Below are 17031 nucleotides of genomic sequence, written 5' to 3' on the forward strand. Positions count from 1 at the left end.
AAGTAATGTTTAGCGCTCATGTTGACTAAAACTCAGTGCTTGTTAAGGCTATTTAGCATCAAATAAAAGCTTTTGAAGCGATATTAGCGTAGAATAACGCCCTTATTTTTGATTAGGCAACGCCCGTAAATATGACTCAGCCAGACCTGACAACTAAAGCCATTTCAACCTCTGTGGATAATGCCGCGAATCACCGTTCTTTTGCGGAGTTAGGGTTGATCCCTGAACTGTTAGAAACGCTTAAAGCATTGGATTACCAGTCTCCAACCGCGATTCAGCAAAGCACTATTCCAGCCGTTATCGCGGGTCAAGATGTGTTAGGCGGCGCGATCACAGGCTCTGGGAAAACAGCGGCTTTTGCATTGCCTATTATTCAGCTACTTGCTACATCATCAAAGCAAAGTAAGCAGAGTAATGTTGTTTCTAGTTTAGTGCTGGTGCCTACACGAGAATTAGCACAGCAAGTTGCTGACAGTTTTATGCGCTATGCACAGAGCATTAAGCCTAATCTAAAGGTGTTAGCGGTTTACGGTGGTGTTTCAACCAATACCCAAATGCAGAGCTTACGCGGTGGTGCAGATATTCTGGTGGCGACGCCAGGTCGACTACTCGACTTGATATCAAGCAATGCGGTTAAGCTAGACAAAGTGAGCACGCTCGTCCTCGATGAAGCGGATCGCATGTTGAGCTTAGGCTTCACTGAAGAGTTAACCGCGTTACTTGCGCTAATGCCTGCTAAAAAGCAAACATTACTGTTTTCAGCGACTTTTCCTGAAGAAGTGACTTTGCTGACCCAATCATTGCTTAATAAGCCGGTTGAAGTTCAACTGCAAAGCCAAGAAGAAAACACCTTGGTGCAGCGTGTTATCACGGTTAACCGTAACCGTAAAACACCTTTGTTAGTGCAGCTTATTAAAGAGAATGATTGGCAACAAATTTTAATCTTTGCCAGTGCCAAATATACCTGCGATCGTTTAGCACATAAGCTTGATAATGCAGGGATCAAGGCCGAAATCTTCCATAGTGATAAAGCCCAAGGCACAAGAACTCGGGTTCTCGATGGTTTTAAACGAGGCGAGATCCGGGTGCTTATTGCTACTGATATTGCGGCGCGCGGTATTGATATTGAAAAACTGCCTATTGTCATTAACTATGAGCTACCACGTAGCCCTGCTGATTACATGCACCGTATTGGTCGAAGTGGCCGTGCTGGCGAAGCGGGTATAGCACTATCGCTGATCTCTCACGATGAATACCAGCATTTCGCAGTGATTGAGAAAAAGAACAAATTAAAGCTTGAACGTGAACAACATCCAGGTTTTGAAGCCGATAAAGAGGCACCTGAAGATTGTCCATCACGGATAGAAAAACCGATGGCAAAACCAGCGGGTAGCGGTAAGAAACATCGTAATAAGCTGCCGCAGGCAAACACAGACCTTTGGTCAAAAGAATAAGTCTCCATTGTAAATTTTACTTCGTTTAACACTAATAATTTATCTAGGAAAAAGTATGCAGCACCTATTTTGGTTAGTAGAAGGACAAATTGCAGGACGCAGTGGCCCCAATAAAGACGCATGGAATTTGTCTGAATTGAAAGAAGAGGGCATAGATGCCATTCTTTCCGTCAATAATGGCGAGTCGTGTGAAGATGCAGATTTTTCGTCTGTAGGCATTGAATACAAGTGCATTCCCTTTTCGCGCAATGCGCCGCCAGAAGCAGGGGATCTTGAGTTCTGTGTCGAACAAGTCCCAAAAGCACTGGCTTATATCAGAGAATGCGAAGCACAACATAAAACAGTGCTTATCCATTGCCGCTCGGGTAAAGATAGAACAGGCCTCATTATGGCTTACTATTTAATGGATAACGGTGCAGCGCCATTGCATGCAGTGAGTCAGATAAGAGCCATACGCGACATTGCTTTTAGCGCTGATGGCTGGGATCAATTTGCATTTGATGTGCTTTATGCGTTACAAGAATAGATACTAGTTAACGACTGAAGTTATTTAATGAAAGCAATCGGATTGCTTAAAAGCTTATCAATCAAATCAATGTTTATCTGGGCAGCCATACTATTACAGGTTGGCTGCCAGACTTCTCCTCAATACCCCGATAAAACATCTACATTCAAGCTTGCGACACAAACTCAATCGGTACTTTCCCAATATGTGGCAGCCGATCTTCAAGCTAATCCCGATTTAACGGGAGTAGTGCCATTAATCGACGGTGTAGATGCTTTCATCGCAAGGCTGGCATTGGTTAATGCTGCGACGACAAGTATTGATCTGCAATACTATATTTATCGCGCTGATGAGTCCGGTAGGTTGCTGTTATGGCACCTAATGGATGCCGCTGAACGCGGAGTTAGAGTGAGAATACTGCTCGATGATATGGCGACTAAGGATGCTGACAACACGCTACTGTTATTAGCAATGCACAACAATATTGATGTTCGGTTATACAATCCCTCATTTGAACGTCATTTCAGAAATCTCGCTTTTATCAGTAGCTTTTCTCGTTTAAACCATCGAATGCATAATAAGTCGCTAACTGTTGATAACAGTATTACCGTAGTGGGTGGCCGCAATATTGGCAATGAATATTTTTCTAACAACACCGATGTCGACTTTGGGGATTTTGACTTAATGGCCATTGGTGAGGTCGTCGATGACGTGTCGGACCAATTTGATTTGTATTGGAATGCACCTTTAACGGTTGAAATCAATGCGCTTGTTGAGGGTAAGGCGACTGAGCTGGAGTTAGCGCAAGCAATGGTCGTGGTTGATAGCGCTAAAGTGGAGTATCAAGATAATCCATACATGAAGCGTTTGTTAAGTAGCCAGTTAATACAGAAGATGGCTAATCATTCATTACCTTGGTATTGGGGACAGGCTAAACTTATTTATGATCAACCTGATAAACAAAACCATCAATTAGACTCTGACAGTATTCTGGCCAATTTAGGTGCTTTTCTATCGCAAGCTAACCAAGAAGTTCTTATTGTATCACCGTACTTCGTGCCCACTAGAGCGGGCGCTAATAACTTAATTGCAGCGGTCGAAAAGGGCATTAAGGTTACCATACTAACCAACAGCCTAGCGGCAACGGATGTGTTGGCAGTACACGCTGGGTATCGGACTTACCGGCAGCGGTTATTAGAATCTGGGGTGAGAATATTTGAAGTTAAGGCCAACCTAGAGCTGAAACGAAGCAGTAGTTGGACTGGAAGCTCAAAGAGTAGTCTGCATGCTAAAACGTTTATTATCGATAAACACTCTCTATTTGTTGGCTCTTTTAATTTTGACCCTCGCTCTGCATGGTTGAATACTGAAATGGGCCTCATTATTCGCAATCGTGAGCTGGCTAGTGAGGTGGTTAATGGCATAGGGGAAAGCTTAGCGGCAAATACTTATCGACTGTCAATTAGAGATGAAGAGATCGTCTGGCATGATGATTCGAAGCAGCGAGAAATATATACTGAACCCGATGCTGGCCTTTGGCGTAAGTTTTTAGTCGATTGCATCGCATTGCTACCCATTGAGTCACAGCTTTAATTGAGAGTTTAATATGATTGGGGTAAAGTTTACCCGAGGTAATCTGGGATCCGCCAGCAAGATGGGTTTATTAAAAGAGACGGCAGCATAATGAAAAGTAAGGCAAAGCAAGCTCAAGGGTTATTATTGTTTCAGCTGTCATATACTCAGTTGTTTGCGCTGGGAACACTAAAGGTGCGTGAGTTGGTGCCTTATAGTCCATTGAGTGTCATACCTCACTCTCATCCCACTATTTTAGGTGCCGCAACAATACGTGGCACCACTATTCCTGTTGTTGATATGGCCGCAGCAGTGGGTTATCGGCCTATATCGGAACAGGAGCGTAAAGATTGCTATATTATCATTACGGACTGCCAACGTATGGTGATCGGCTTCCTAGTGCGAGCTATCGATAAAATCATCGAATGTAACTGGCGAGATATAGAAGCGCCTCCGAATAATTTAGGCAAAAATGCTTTTTTGACGGGGGTGACACGTATCGACGATAAGTTAGTGCAATTACTAGACGTAGAGCTATTACTGTCAAAAGTCTTTCCAGCAAGCCCTGAAACAACAAGAGCGATATTGACGGATGTACAGCGAGAGCGTCTCAAGCCCTTACACATTTTGCTTGTTGATGACTCGATGGTGGCACGTAAACAGTTGTCTGACGCACTTGATAGCATCAATATCCCTTATCAGGTTACCGCCGATGGCCAACATGCTCTTTCAATTATGAAGCAAGCTGAAAAAAGTGGTCAGGCGATTGATATTCTGGTTAGCGATATTGAAATGCCTGGCCTAGATGGTTATGAATTGGCATTTGAGGTTAAGAATAATCCGGCGATTGCCGATGCCTATATTATCTTACATACGTCGTTATCGAGTGAGATCAGTGTGAGTCAGGCTCATCAAGTGGGTGCTGATGAAGCGCTCACCAAATTCGATGCGCATGAGCTTATTGACGCGATGTTACGCGGCGCTAATAAAGTACAAGTCATCGCCAATGTTTAGTAGCTTGTTAGTAAGATGCTATCTCTGAGTAATATCCAAGGCTAAATGTCTACCAAAGGTAGACAACTATGGTCACATCCGATACAAACAGTGTGGAAGGAAGATTAATTTTATTTAAGGCTTACCATTTTGCTGATAACCCTTAAATCAAATTGATACATACTAAAAATTATAATGATAGGTTAAGTAATGAATCAAAAAACATCACTGTTTGCCAAGTTGGCAAACAGCAATCTTGTGCTACAAATTCTAGCCGGTATTATTGCCGGTGTCGTGCTCGCGACAGTATCAAAAAGTGGTGCAGAAAGTGTCGCTTTTCTTGGTGAACTTTTCGTAGGAGCGCTGAAGGCAATCGCGCCTATCCTAGTGTTCATTCTCGTTGCAGCTTCTATCGCGAATCAAAAAAAGAACGCCAAAACAAATATGCGTCCTATTGTGACGCTTTATCTGTTTGGTACCTTTTGTGCGGCGTTAACAGCGGTACTGATGAGCTTTGCATTCCCTACCACATTGGTATTGGTTACCGGTGCTGAAGGTGCTACTCCACCAGAAGGGATCGGTGAAGTGATCAATACCTTGCTCTTCAAATTGGTCGATAACCCAGTTAACGCTCTAATGACTGGTAACTATATTGGTATTCTTGCTTGGGGCGTCGGACTCGGTTTAGCCTTGCATCACGCGAGTGATTCCACCAAACAGGTCTTTGCCGATGTAAGCCATGGCGTTTCACAAATGGTACGCTTTATTATCCGCTTAGCGCCTATTGGTATATTCGGTTTGGTGTCAGCAACATTTGCAGCGACCGGCTTTGAAGCGATCGCAGGTTATGCACAATTACTTGCAGTATTACTCGGCGCGATGGCAATCATGGCGTTAGTGGTTAACCCTGCGATTGTGTACTACAAGATCCGCCGTAATCCATATCCGTTGGTATTCACTTGCTTGCGTGAAAGTGGTGTGACAGCGTTCTTTACTCGCTCAAGCGCTGCGAATATTCCCGTTAACATGGCGTTGTGTGACAAGCTTAAGCTACATGAGGATACCTACTCAGTATCAATTCCTTTAGGTGCGACGATTAACATGGGCGGTGCGGCGATAACGATTACCATCTTAACGCTTGCCGCTGTGCATACCATGGGGGTTCAAGTTGATATCTTAACCGCCATATTACTCAGTGTTGTTGCCGCGGTCTCTGCTTGTGGGGCATCTGGAGTCGCGGGTGGTTCATTGCTACTTATTCCACTGGCCTGTAGCTTATTTGGGATCTCCAATGACGTTGCTATGCAGGTCGTTGCCGTCGGCTTTATCATTGGTGTGATTCAAGATTCTGCTGAAACTGGTTTGAACAGCTCTACTGACGTTCTCTTTACTGCTGCCGCATGTGAAGCCGCGGAAAGACAGCAGGGCTAATACGGTGAGTATTATATCGCTGGGTTAAATCACAGTGTAAAGAAAAGCCCCGCAACTTAGTTGACGGGGCTTTTTTATTAATCGAATAAGTTACTGAATAGCTTAATAGACAGATTAGCGGAGAAACTATGCGCCAATGATCCCCAATGGCTTACCCGTTTTCCAGCCACCACGAGTGAAATCTGGGAAGTTAACCGAGTTACTGCGGTTGTTGACTGATGCTTCACTGAGAACATTGACCACAGACCATGCTGCACCATCGTATACATCCTGATCGAGTGCTTCTCCGTTTCTGAGGCAATAAACCATTCTCCAAAGCATTAAAAAGTCCATACCACCATGGCCGCCATTTTTTTCAGCCTCTTGGCCCATTCGCTGCCAAAGGGGGTGGTCGTATTTGTCATACCACGGAGCCATGTCCCTATCCCATTGATGGAAGTTACCATTGCCATTTTTTTCAATCGCAATACGATTTGGGAATCCAGCGAACACACCGTTAGTGCCTTGAATTAAATTATGACGACTGTAAGGCCTTGGGGTTGTCGTATCATGCTGTACCATAATGGTACGGCCTTTGGCAGTTTTAATGAGACTGGTGTTAATATCGCCGTTGATATAATTAAGTTGATTGCGTTCATGATCTTCAGGAAACTCTCGTTGAGCGTACAATGCTCGGCCTAACGCTGGAGAACTCATCGAGGTCAAGTAGTCGAAACGGTCACCGCGGTTAATGTTCATATACTGAGATACAGGGCCTAAGCCGTGGGTCGGATATAGGTTGCCATTTCTTTTGGTGTGCCAGTAGGTACGCCATGAGCCTGTTTTTTGGTTTATCTCTTTCATTTGCCAGCGCAGTTCATGGATATAAGCTGCCTCACCATGCAGGAGCTCGCCAAATACTCCCTGACGAACCATATTGAGCACCATTAACTCATCTCGACCGTAGTTTACATTTTCCATCATCATGCAGTTCTTCTGGGTCTTTTCTGCGGTGTTGACGATTTGCCAGCACTCTTCGACGGTAAGAGCGAGTGGTACTTCTACAAAGGCATGCTTCCCGCTTTCCATGGTATCGATAGCCATAGGGGCATGCCATTCCCATGGGGTAGAAATAATAACCATGTCGATATCTTTGCGGCTTAGTAGTTCTAGGTAAGCTCGCTCACTGCCGGTGTGGCGCGCTGGTGCCTTGAAGCCTTGCTGCTTTACAAACTCGATGGACTTGTCTAATGCCAAAGGGTTGGTATCGCATATTGCTACTATTTCAACGCCTTCTAAGCGGCAAAAGTGTTGTACATGCCCTGAACCGCGTTGCCCAACACCAATAAAACCAACTCTTACCGTTTCCATTTTTGCAACAACTAACCCCATAACACTGCTCCCTAGCGAGGGAGGCCGAGGAACTAAATTTTCTGTTGCTGAAAAAGATGATGTCGCAAAGCTTGCTGCAGCAAGGCTCGCTGTTTTTAAAAAGTGTCTGCGATTAAGTTTCATTATCGGTCCTATAGATGGGGCACAATAGCGTTAGCTGACTCGAAGTCCTATTTTAGCTTTGGTATTCCAACAAAGTTATATCAAACTTATTGCGTTGATGGCTAAAAAAAGTCGTTACGGTTTGTTGCACTTGCCTTTTTATTCAGGTTTACTAAAGTTATGCATATAAAGTGACTTATATCGCGTTTTTATTTTTAATGTGCGATACAATTTCATTGTAGAGGTAATGGGTATTTTTGTTGCAAACATTATTTCAATGACTGATTTTAATAACAATTATTTTACAAGTTAACCGTTTGGGGTAGTGAAGTCGATGGCTGTTGTGAGTAATGGAACAAAAAAAGTTATTCAAATTGAGAATAGAACAAAACTCAAGGAGATAGAAATGTCGGTAGTCGAAAAGCGTAGGCGTTTATTTTGGCAAGATACGGATCTTGAGACCAGAGAAGTGATTGGACGTTGGGTTGATGAGAGACCACTGCTGGGTGATAACATCACTGTTTACAAGCTAGCGGATACTTATTATCTAGAGACTTGGTACAACGATGGTTGCCACAGCTTAGATGAGATGATCTCAAAAGAGTCGGATGATGGTGTGAAGCTAGAGGATAAGGGCGGTAACATTTTCGGTGAGTATTTTATGCTGACGGCAAGTAATGAGCTAATGTTCTGTAATTCCAGCTTGTGTTATTACACGGCGACTAAGGCTGAAGCAGCATAAGCACTGATTATAAATACTTTAGTTAAGAGTGTTGTATAAGTGCCGGTGAATTGAATGTTAGATAAAATAGGGGGCAAGAGCCCCTTATTATTGGATAGCATTTGTAGCTTAAAAAGAACAATAACTGCGAAATAATGTCTTTTTACCTGTGTAGGGGTGGGTAAAACTGAGCTCTTGCGCATGCAGTTTTAACCTGGGTGCAGCCTCAATTACCTGCTTGTTGCCATAAAAATCATCACCTAAAATGGTGTTACCTATCGCAAGCATATGAACGCGAAGTTGATGTGTTCGGCCTGTGACGGGTTTTAGCATTAACAAAGTACTATTGGCTCTCACTTCAAGAGTTTGATAATGGGTAATTGCGACCTTGCCATTGTCACTCACTTGCTGCTTGGGTGGATTGGTTTTATCAGCCGCTAACGACAGTTCTATTATTCCTTCGGCATCGTTGAGATGTCCGCTTACTTCGGCAATATAGGTTTTCTTGGTTTTCCGGTCTTGAAACTGGGTTTTTAGGTTTGATTCTGCCTTTTTATTTCGAGCAAACACCATGATGCCAGACGTTGCACAATCTAAACGGTGCACCAATATTGCATCGTTGAATCGTTGTTGAATTCGAGTAAGAGCACAGTCATAGGTATTCTTTGCTATCCCAGGATTAGAAAGTAATCCTGACGGTTTATTAATGATAATGATGTCTCGATCGACATAACGGATATCTAACCAAGGGATATTAGGTGGCTGATAGGTAAATATTTGCATGAATTCTCCTGTTGCGAGGTAATTCTAGCAAAATAATGCCCTGCGACAAGTGACAATTGTCTTCTAGGTCTTTTCTAAGCGGAAGAATATCGATAATCGGGGACTGGGTTATTGTGTTTGAACATAAAATAGACAGTAATAGCGCTAGAATCCACAGCATTAATCATTTGCCATTATTAACACTAAAAGCTCACCACCTCCATGTTATGCAAAGCTTGCATAGGGCTGATCTATCCAGCGACTCTATGATGGATTCTCTAATTTGGCTAAGCCAGATACGCAAAGGAGGAAGCGTTGGAGTCATACAATAAGTATTCAAATGAGAAAGTATTTTAGGCGTAGAAAATGATGATGTTCAGTAACTCATCATATTCAATGGCGTTTCTGCTTATAGATATTCTGGCGGTGTATTACGTGTCCAAAGCCGACTGTACGCCATAAGCTGCGGATAAAAGGTACGAAAAGCGATCTCTATTTCTATATCGAGTTTCTTAACGCAATCTTGAGCACCCTTAAAGATGTCAGGTTTTGAAACGCGTTGTGCAACCGATGCGAGGGTTTGGTTAAGCCCTTTTCGGCTTTGATAAGCGACGAGCCAATTTTCTTGGCGCATTTTTGGAGCCATACTTTGTAACTGCTCAGGTAATTGCTCACAAGCATCAATTTGATTGTACGCATGAGTTGCAAACTCACTCAAACTTAGGTGATGGTATTCTTCCCAATACTTTGCCAGCATGTGGTCAAAGCAAATATCAACGATAATGGGGGCCGCACGAGTTAATGATTTTGGAAATTTTTCGTGTAGCTCTTTGGTGAGTTCATGGGTATCTGTCAGTTTATCTATTTGTCGGTGTAGCCAAAGACCCTGTTGTAGATGTTTCGGAAAACGTTCGATATTGCCTTTAGCAAAATCACCAGCAAGATTCGCTGCTAAAGAGGTTTGGCTAACATCCGCTAGGTGCAAGTGTGCAAGAAAGTTCATATTTTATACTTGGTGATATGAGTACTTTCACGGTAACATGCAGCGCGATGCGAAGGAAATTCTTTATTACAATTATTGTAGTGAAGCGTTAGCTTCATGGATGTGCATCGTTTTAAAGCAATTTTCCCATATATTAACGGTTTGAGGATCAAGGATGATGTGGAACTGGTTATCAAAAAAGCTTGTTGGTACAGAGAAACCCCTGCGCAGAAAAGTAGAAGTCGATATTCCCTACGAGCAACATCGCTACCGTATTGAAGATCTCGCTAATGAAACGCAAGTGTCTCCGGAAGACAACGACCACAGCAAAGTGTGACATAAACTAACGCTAACCGCTCTAGAGTGGCCTTTACTGGTTATTTAAAGCAATAGTGGGACTTTATTGTGCCATTATTGTTGATCTTATTTTGCTCTAGTCATAGACTAGCGGCCGATTTAAAGACAGTAGAGACTTTCCATGCGCGTTGCAGACTTTTCTTTTGAACTTCCTGATGAGCTTATAGCTCGTTATCCCACTCCTGAGCGTACTGCTTCTAGATTATTATCGTTAGACGGTAATAGTGGTGCATTAGCGGATCTGCAATTTACTGCGATTCTTGAACAAGTTCAGCCGGGTGATTTGATGGTATTTAATAATACCCGTGTCATACCTGCGCGCTTATTTGGTAAAAAACAGTCCGGTGGTAAGTTAGAGATCTTAGTCGAGCGCATGCTTGATGATAAGCGAATTCTAGCGCATGTTCGTAGCTCTAAGTCCCCTAAGGTAGATGCTATTATCTGCTTAGATGGCGGTTATGAAATGAAAATGTGTGCTCGTCATGACACGCTATTTGAATTACAACTGCAGTCTGATAAAACGATCCTTGAGGTGTTAGAAGAGGTCGGCCATATGCCATTGCCACCTTATATCGACAGACCGGACGAAGATGCCGATAAAGAACGTTATCAAACCGTTTATAACCAAACTCCAGGCGCTGTCGCTGCGCCAACAGCAGGTTTGCATTTTGACGATGCAATGCTGGCAGCACTAAAAGAGAAAGGTGTTAACACCGCTTTTGTTACTTTGCACGTGGGCGCAGGCACATTCCAGCCGGTACGCGTTGACGAGATTCTTGACCATAAAATGCATTCAGAGTGGGCCGAAGTATCTCAAGAGGTGGTTGACTTAATTGCTGCCACTAAAGCGAAAGGCAAGCGAGTCATTGCCGTGGGTACCACATCAGTACGCTCTTTAGAAAGTGCCGCTAAAGCATCTTTAGCTGAGCTTGAACCCTTTAAAGGTGACACCGATATCTTTATTTACCCTGGATATCAGTTCCAAATAGTCGATGCAATGCTGACTAATTTTCATCTACCCGAATCGACATTGATTATGTTACTGAGTGCTTTCGCTGGCTTTGATGAAGTAAAAAACGCCTATCAGCACGCGATTGCTCAAAAATACCGCTTCTTTAGCTATGGTGACGCCATGTTTGTGACTAAAAAAGCGAACTAATACTAAAATATGCTTTAAAATACCCACCCATACAAATGAGGTGGGTATTTTTTTGTCCTCATTTTGGTGCTTATTTTGAGGGTAAGGGTTGATACTGATTTGTTTGCCCTTATCTCTAGTCTTAATCTACAACTCGATAGTCGAGTTAACTCAGGTCAGACTGTTTATCTGGCGAGGTGAATAATGAAATTTGAATTAGATACAACCCAAGGTCGCGCACGTCGCGGTCGTTTAGTGTTTGAACGCGGTACCGTTGAAACACCAGCGTTTATGCCTGTAGGTACTTACGGTACTGTAAAAGGGATGACGCCTGAAGAAGTGCGTGAAACTGGCGCTGATATCCTGCTCGGTAATACTTTTCACTTATGGCTTCGCCCAGGTGAAGAGATCATGCGTAAACATGGTGACCTGCATGACTTTATGAACTGGCAGCGTCCAATTTTGACTGACTCAGGTGGATTCCAAGTATTTAGCTTGGGCGATATCCGTAAGATCACCGAAGCGGGCGTACATTTCCGTTCACCGATTAATGGTGAAAAGATTTTCTTAGATCCAGAAAAATCAATGCAGATCCAAGATTCATTAGGCAGCGATGTCGTGATGATTTTTGATGAGTGCACGCCATACCCAGCAACAGAAGATGAAGCACGTAAATCGATGCAGATGTCTCTACGTTGGGCTCAGCGTTCACGTGATGAATTCGACAAACTTGAAAACCCGAACTCGTTGTTCGGCATTATTCAAGGTGGTGTTTATGAAGACCTGCGCGATGAAAGCCTAAATGGCCTAGTCGACATTGGTTTTGATGGATACGCAGTCGGTGGTTTAGCCGTTGGTGAACCTAAAGAAGACATGCACCGCATTCTTGAGCACGTTTGTCCTAAGATACCAGCTGATAAACCACGCTACTTGATGGGGGTCGGTAAACCAGAGGATTTAGTTGAAGGCGTACGTCGTGGCGTAGACATGTTTGATTGTGTTATGCCAACACGTAATGCTCGAAACGGTCATTTGTTTACCAGTGAAGGTGTTATCAAGATCCGTAATGCACGTCATCGTGATGACACTGCACCACTCGATGCTAAGTGTGATTGTTATACCTGTAAGAACTATTCACGGGCATACCTTTACCACTTAGATCGTTGTAATGAGATTCTAGGTGCTCGATTAAACACCATGCATAACCTTCGTTATTATCAAAGATTGATGGAAGGTTTGCGTGGTGCGATTGAGACAGGTACATTAGACGACTTTGTTACAGAGTTCTATACCAGCCTTGGCCGGGAAGTACCTGAAGTTCCTGAATTAACCGATTAATTTTTACTCAGACAATAAGAAGAGACAACTATGTTTATTTCAAATGCGTATGCAGCAGATTCACCTATAGGCGGCGCTGGCGGCACTATGGAACTTATTTTCATGTTGGTCATTTTTGGCCTGATTTTCTACTTTATGATTTTCCGTCCACAGTCTAAGCGCGTAAAAGAGCACAAGAACCTTATGGGCTCTTTGAGCAAAGGCGATGAAGTGCTGACTAGCGGTGGCATTTTGGGCAAGATAGCCAAAATCAGTGATGAGAATGACTACGTATTGTTGGCTATCAACGAGACTAGCGAAATCACTATTAAAAAGGATTACATTGCGGCGGTATTGCCAAAAGGCTCTATTAAGTCACTTTAAGCCAAGAGGGCTATGGCGTGTTAAATAAATACCCAATGTGGAAAAACCTAATGGTGATGATTATCATCGCCGTAGGTGCATTCTATGCGATACCAAACCTTTTCGGTGAGGACCATGCTGTACAGGTGGTTGCAACCCGAGGGGCAGAGGTGACAGCGTCGACTCAGTCGGCAGTAAATGATGTATTAGTAAGTAAAGGCATCGCTGTTAAGCGTTCTGAGCTAGAAAACGGTCAATTATTGGTTCGTGTTAATAATGGTGAAGATCAATTATTAGCGAAAGAGGCGATTTCTGATGCACTTGGCGACAAGTTCACAGTAGCGCTTAACTTAGCGCCAGCAACACCAGAATGGTTAGAGTCTATGGGCGGTTCGCCTATGAAACTAGGTCTCGATCTACGTGGTGGTGTTCACTTCTTAATGGAAGTTGACATGGGTGAAGCCGTTCGCAAGATGACCGAAGCCAAAGTTGCTGACTACAGAACTGATTTACGAGCTGAGAAAATTCGCTATGCGGGTATTCGTAATGGCGCCAAAGGTATCGAGATTAAGTTTCGTGATGCTGAGACCCTAGCGAATGCAGAACGCTTCCTTAAGTCTCGCAGTAACGACATGGTCTTTACTGACCGCTCTACTGGAGATAACTATTTCCTTATTGCTAATCCAAGTGACGTTTATTTAAAACAGATCAAGGAAGATGCGTTACAACAAAATATTACAACCTTGCGTAATCGTGTCAACGAGCTTGGTGTGGCTGAGCCTGTTGTACAGCGCCAAGGTGCTGAACGTATTATTGTTGAACTGCCTGGTGTTCAAGACACGGCTCGCGCAAAAGAGATTTTGAGTGCGACTGCGTCAATCGAATTCCACATGGTTGATCAGAGTGCGGACGCTCAAGCGGTAGCTAGTGGTCGTGTACCAGCGGGTTCTGAAGTTTATCAGCGCCGCTCAGGTGGCCCTGTTGTACTTAAAAAAGCGGTTATGCTAACGGGTGATCATATCCAAGGTGCACAACCAAGCTACGATGAGTACAGCCGCCCACAAGTGTCTATTAACCTAGATTCTAAAGGTGGTTCTATATTCTCAAATGTGACTAAAGACAACATAGGTAAGCCTATGGCAACTTTATTCATTGAGTATAAAGATACTGGTGATAAGAACGCTGACGGCAGCGTGAAAATGAAGAAGATTGAAGAAGTTATTTCAGTCGCCACGATTCAAGCTCGTCTTGGTCGTAACTTTGTGATCACCGGCCTTGAACATGCTGAATCACAAAACTTAGCGCTGTTACTTCGTGCTGGTGCGTTGATTGCGCCGGTTTATATCGTTGAAGAACGTACCATTGGCCCAAGCTTAGGTGCTGAAAATATCCAAAACGGTGTTCAAGCAATGATCTGGGGTATGGCGGTTGTTCTTGTCTTCATGATGGTTTATTACCGTGGCTTTGGTCTTATCGCAAACCTTGCGTTAACAGCTAACCTAGTGATGGTTGTTGGTGTTATGTCGATGATCCCTGGCGCTGTACTAACGCTTCCTGGTATTGCCGGTATGGTATTAACAGTGGGTATGGCGGTTGACGGTAACGTACTTATTTACGAGCGTATTCGTGAAGAACTGCGTAACGGTCGAAGCGTTCAGCAAGCGATTCATGAAGGTTATGGCAATGCATTTTCAACAATTGCCGATGCTAACATTACTACCTTTATGACGGCACTTATCTTATTTGCTGTCGGCACGGGTGCAGTAAAAGGCTTCGCGGTTACCTTAATGATTGGTATCGCTACTTCTATGTTTACCGCTATTGTCGGAACTCGTTCAATTGTGAACGCGATCTGGGGTGGTAAGCGCGTGAAGAAACTGTCTATCTAAGAGGAAGTTGAAATGTTTCAGATTTTAAATATCAAAGGCTCTGTCAACTTTCTGCGTCATGCTATACCTATTAGTATCCTTTCAGTGATACTAGTGCTGGGCTCGTTAGGGTCTTTAGCGACAAAGGGTATTAATTGGGGCTTGGATTTTACGGGCGGTACCGTTGTTGAACTCGAATTTTCGAATTCAGTCAATTTGACAGTGATACGTGATGGACTCACAACAGATGAAACCGATGGTGCAATAGTACAAAACTTTGGTTCGAGCCGCGACATTCTTATTCGCCTTCCTGTTAAAGAAGGCATAAAGAGTGATGTGCAGGTTGCTCAGGTCATGGACGCTGTTACTGTACTTGACCCTGCTGTAATCCAAAAACGAGTTGAGTTTGTAGGACCACAAGTCGGTAAAGAGTTAGCTGAGCAAGGTGGATTAGCGGTTTTAGTCGCATTGATATGTATTCTAATATACGTATCTTTCCGCTTTGAATGGCGTTTAGCATTAGGTTCTGTAACGGCATTAGCCCATGACGTTATCATTACCCTTGGCGTGTTCTCTTTATTTCAACTTGAATTCGACCTCACTGTATTGGCAGGTGTGTTAACCGTTGTTGGTTACTCGCTCAACGATACGATTGTTGTATTTGACCGTATACGTGAAAACTTCCTCAAGATGCGTAAAAGCAGTCCTGAAGAAGTGGTGAATACGTCGATTACTCAGACAATGAGTCGTACTATTATTACAACAGCGACGACATTAGTCGTAGTTATTGCCTTGTTCTTAAAAGGTGGCACCATGATCCACGGCTTTGCTACGGCTTTGCTAATGGGGATTTTTGTCGGTACATTTTCTTCAATCTACGTCGCGAGTTTCTTAGCGATTAAACTTGGGATCAATCGTGAACACATGATGCCAGTTGAGATTGAAAAAGAGGGTGCAGATCAAGATAAACTAATGTCTTAGTCATTAGGTTGATTTTTAAAAGCCACCTTTTAGGTGGCTTTTTTGTTTAATTTACTAGGATATTGTCTAATAGTAGGGGATTTGACTAAGATTGTTTTATCAGTATGGTATTTTGTATTGAGCGATAAAACAGCGCTCGACAGTACTGATGTTTTAGCAGTAGCATGTAAGTCTATTTTAGCGCGTGAAAAATAGGAACGGCGGGTGAATAACGTTGTATACCCGTTTATTAGTTGATGTATTGGCTTATCAAACATAGCCAATAGCGCAATAGCAGTAGGAAATAACATGGATGATAAAATGCGGTTACTTGCAGCTGGAAACTTGTTAGAAGCGCATACTTGGAAAGGTATGCTTGAATCTATTGGTATTCCGGTAGAGCTTAAAGGTGAAGCGCTATTAGGTGGCGTGGGTGAATTGCCTACAGGGATACAGAATGTTGAGCTTTGGGTATCACAGAGCCATTACCAGAGTGCCAAAAAACAGATGGAATCGTTGAATGCGGATCGTCCGCAGTGGAAATGCGTTAATTGCCATGAAGTTAATGAGTCAAGCTTTGAGCTGTGTTGGAATTGCGGCGCTGAAAGAAGTGAGCAGTACAATTAATGAAACATAACCCTGCATTTCTGGCTCTTGTTGAAAGTATTCTCCCACATATTACTGAAATCACTATTGAACAATACTTGACGCATAAAGGCTGGACCTTACTTGATGTGAGAGAAGATCATGAGTGGAATATCAATCATCTTCCCGCTGCGCATCACTTGTGCAAAGGCATTATTGAAAGAGATATCGAGACGCGCTTTCCTGATAAGAGTACTCCCCTAACGCTATATTGTGGTGGTGGTTACCGCTCGGCAATGGCTGCTTTTAATTTACAAGTTATGGGTTATACCAAAGTTGTCTCACTATCAGGTGGTTATAAAGCATGGCTTGAGAGACAATTGCCGCTTATTGAAGGTTAGTGCTATTCGTTAGCTGTAGAGGTCAATTCGCTTAATGCAATATTTTCCGTTGTTTGTTGATACCCAATCCTTGAGGGTATTAATCGTAGGTGGTGGCGATGTTGCCAGTCGTAAACTCGATTTGCTCTGTCGTACTGAAGCTGAGGTGC

Annotated in this window: 18 protein-coding genes; 15 read left to right on the forward strand and 3 right to left on the reverse strand. The window is 43.3% G+C overall.

Annotated features, from left to right (window positions below; genetic code table 11):
* Positions 1–131 precede the first annotated feature (131 nt).
* The 5 genes from CXF82_RS05505 (at position 132) to sstT (ending at position 5955) form a co-directional block, all read left to right on the forward strand.
* Complete coding sequence (locus CXF82_RS05505) at positions 132–1454, forward strand: DEAD/DEAH box helicase (protein ID WP_102039707.1); 1323 nt, start codon at positions 132–134, stop codon at positions 1452–1454.
* Positions 1455–1509: 55 nt separating this feature from the next.
* Positions 1510–1980, forward strand: a complete 471-nt coding sequence (locus tag CXF82_RS05510; RefSeq protein WP_101089070.1) for a phosphatase domain-containing protein — start codon at positions 1510–1512, stop codon at positions 1978–1980.
* Between the two features lie 27 nt (positions 1981–2007).
* Complete coding sequence (locus CXF82_RS05515; protein ID WP_102043789.1) at positions 2008–3552, forward strand: phospholipase D-like domain-containing protein; 1545 nt, start codon at positions 2008–2010, stop codon at positions 3550–3552.
* Positions 3553–3642: 90 nt separating this feature from the next.
* On the forward strand, positions 3643–4545 hold the full coding sequence (locus CXF82_RS05520) for a chemotaxis protein (protein WP_101089068.1): 903 nt from the start codon (positions 3643–3645) through the stop codon (positions 4543–4545).
* Positions 4546–4734: 189 nt separating this feature from the next.
* Complete coding sequence (gene sstT, locus CXF82_RS05525) at positions 4735–5955, forward strand: serine/threonine transporter SstT (RefSeq protein ID WP_101089067.1); 1221 nt, start codon at positions 4735–4737, stop codon at positions 5953–5955.
* A gap of 126 nt (positions 5956–6081) precedes the next feature.
* On the opposite strand, the gene CXF82_RS05530 is transcribed toward sstT, so the two are convergent.
* Positions 6082–7452: a Gfo/Idh/MocA family protein gene (locus CXF82_RS05530; RefSeq protein ID WP_180961107.1), complete on the reverse strand. Its 1371-nt coding sequence runs from the start codon at positions 7450–7452 to the stop codon at positions 6082–6084.
* Positions 7453–7834: 382 nt separating this feature from the next.
* Between CXF82_RS05530 and CXF82_RS05535 the strand changes: the two genes are divergently transcribed.
* A complete protein-coding gene (locus CXF82_RS05535; RefSeq protein ID WP_308304378.1) occupies positions 7835–8170 on the forward strand; it encodes a hypothetical protein in 336 nt (111 codons plus the stop codon).
* 108 nt (positions 8171–8278) lie between these two features.
* Here the strand turns inward: CXF82_RS05535 and CXF82_RS05540 are convergent, their stop codons facing one another.
* Together CXF82_RS05540 and CXF82_RS05545 are read right to left on the reverse strand one after the other, a co-directional pair.
* Positions 8279–8932, reverse strand: coding sequence for a pseudouridine synthase (locus CXF82_RS05540; RefSeq protein ID WP_102043791.1), 654 nt, complete (start codon positions 8930–8932; stop codon positions 8279–8281).
* A 388-nt stretch (positions 8933–9320) separates the two neighbouring features.
* Entirely contained in the window at positions 9321–9914 is a 594-nt protein-coding gene (locus CXF82_RS05545) for an acyl carrier protein phosphodiesterase (RefSeq protein WP_102043792.1), read from the reverse strand.
* 154 nt (positions 9915–10068) lie between these two features.
* Here CXF82_RS05545 and CXF82_RS22265 point away from each other — a divergent pair, with 154 nt between their 5' ends.
* From CXF82_RS22265 to CXF82_RS05585, 9 genes are all read left to right on the forward strand, one after another.
* Positions 10069–10230 (forward strand): hypothetical protein, encoded by a 162-nt coding sequence (locus CXF82_RS22265; protein ID WP_157822858.1) that lies wholly within the window; start codon positions 10069–10071, stop codon positions 10228–10230.
* A 141-nt stretch (positions 10231–10371) separates the two neighbouring features.
* Positions 10372–11409, forward strand: coding sequence for a tRNA preQ1(34) S-adenosylmethionine ribosyltransferase-isomerase QueA (gene queA, locus CXF82_RS05550; protein WP_102039703.1), 1038 nt, complete (start codon positions 10372–10374; stop codon positions 11407–11409).
* 183 nt (positions 11410–11592) lie between these two features.
* Positions 11593–12726, forward strand: a complete 1134-nt coding sequence (gene tgt, locus CXF82_RS05555; protein WP_101089061.1) for a tRNA guanosine(34) transglycosylase Tgt — start codon at positions 11593–11595, stop codon at positions 12724–12726.
* Positions 12727–12756: 30 nt separating this feature from the next.
* A complete protein-coding gene (gene yajC / locus CXF82_RS05560) occupies positions 12757–13089 on the forward strand; it encodes a preprotein translocase subunit YajC (RefSeq protein WP_101089060.1) in 333 nt (110 codons plus the stop codon).
* Between the two features lie 17 nt (positions 13090–13106).
* Entirely contained in the window at positions 13107–14957 is a 1851-nt protein-coding gene (gene secD, locus CXF82_RS05565) for a protein translocase subunit SecD (protein WP_101089059.1), read from the forward strand.
* A gap of 12 nt (positions 14958–14969) precedes the next feature.
* Positions 14970–15917 carry a protein translocase subunit SecF gene (secF, locus tag CXF82_RS05570; protein ID WP_102043793.1) on the forward strand — a complete coding sequence of 316 codons (948 nt, stop codon included), beginning with the start codon at positions 14970–14972 and terminating at the stop codon, positions 15915–15917.
* A gap of 288 nt (positions 15918–16205) precedes the next feature.
* Positions 16206–16523: a putative signal transducing protein gene (locus CXF82_RS05575; RefSeq protein ID WP_102043794.1), complete on the forward strand. Its 318-nt coding sequence runs from the start codon at positions 16206–16208 to the stop codon at positions 16521–16523.
* Positions 16523–16882: a rhodanese-like domain-containing protein gene (locus CXF82_RS05580; protein WP_101089056.1), complete on the forward strand. Its 360-nt coding sequence runs from the start codon at positions 16523–16525 to the stop codon at positions 16880–16882. The genes CXF82_RS05575 and CXF82_RS05580 overlap by 1 nt, the downstream gene beginning before the upstream one ends.
* Positions 16883–16916: 34 nt before the next feature.
* Positions 16917–17031 (forward strand): NAD(P)-dependent oxidoreductase (locus CXF82_RS05585; protein WP_308304379.1); only part of this gene is annotated, 115 nt, incomplete at its 3' end.

This window comes from Shewanella sp. GutDb-MelDb (assembly GCF_002836075.1).
Lineage (GTDB): Bacteria > Pseudomonadota > Gammaproteobacteria > Enterobacterales > Shewanellaceae > Shewanella.

Bases quoted from the DNA above. Each gene is read 5' to 3' on its own strand.
- yajC (WP_101089060.1), top strand. From the start codon at position 12,757: ATGTTTATTTCAAATGCGTATGCAGCAGATTCACCTATAGGCGGCGCT.
- CXF82_RS05510 (WP_101089070.1), top strand. From the start codon at position 1,510: ATGCAGCACCTATTTTGGTTAGTAGAAGGACAAATTGCAGGACGCAGT.
- CXF82_RS05545 (WP_102043792.1), bottom strand. From the start codon at position 9,914: ATGAACTTTCTTGCACACTTGCACCTAGCGGATGTTAGCCAAACCTCT.
- queA (WP_102039703.1), top strand. From the start codon at position 10,372: ATGCGCGTTGCAGACTTTTCTTTTGAACTTCCTGATGAGCTTATAGCT.
- CXF82_RS22265 (WP_157822858.1), top strand. From the start codon at position 10,069: ATGATGTGGAACTGGTTATCAAAAAAGCTTGTTGGTACAGAGAAACCC.
- CXF82_RS05535 (WP_308304378.1), top strand. From the start codon at position 7,835: ATGTCGGTAGTCGAAAAGCGTAGGCGTTTATTTTGGCAAGATACGGAT.
- CXF82_RS05515 (WP_102043789.1), top strand. From the start codon at position 2,008: ATGAAAGCAATCGGATTGCTTAAAAGCTTATCAATCAAATCAATGTTT.
- CXF82_RS05505 (WP_102039707.1), top strand. From the start codon at position 132: ATGACTCAGCCAGACCTGACAACTAAAGCCATTTCAACCTCTGTGGAT.
- tgt (WP_101089061.1), top strand. From the start codon at position 11,593: ATGAAATTTGAATTAGATACAACCCAAGGTCGCGCACGTCGCGGTCGT.
- CXF82_RS05580 (WP_101089056.1), top strand. From the start codon at position 16,523: ATGAAACATAACCCTGCATTTCTGGCTCTTGTTGAAAGTATTCTCCCA.
- secF (WP_102043793.1), top strand. From the start codon at position 14,970: ATGTTTCAGATTTTAAATATCAAAGGCTCTGTCAACTTTCTGCGTCAT.
- CXF82_RS05520 (WP_101089068.1), top strand. From the start codon at position 3,643: ATGAAAAGTAAGGCAAAGCAAGCTCAAGGGTTATTATTGTTTCAGCTG.
- sstT (WP_101089067.1), top strand. From the start codon at position 4,735: ATGAATCAAAAAACATCACTGTTTGCCAAGTTGGCAAACAGCAATCTT.
- CXF82_RS05540 (WP_102043791.1), bottom strand. From the start codon at position 8,932: ATGCAAATATTTACCTATCAGCCACCTAATATCCCTTGGTTAGATATC.
- CXF82_RS05575 (WP_102043794.1), top strand. From the start codon at position 16,206: ATGGATGATAAAATGCGGTTACTTGCAGCTGGAAACTTGTTAGAAGCG.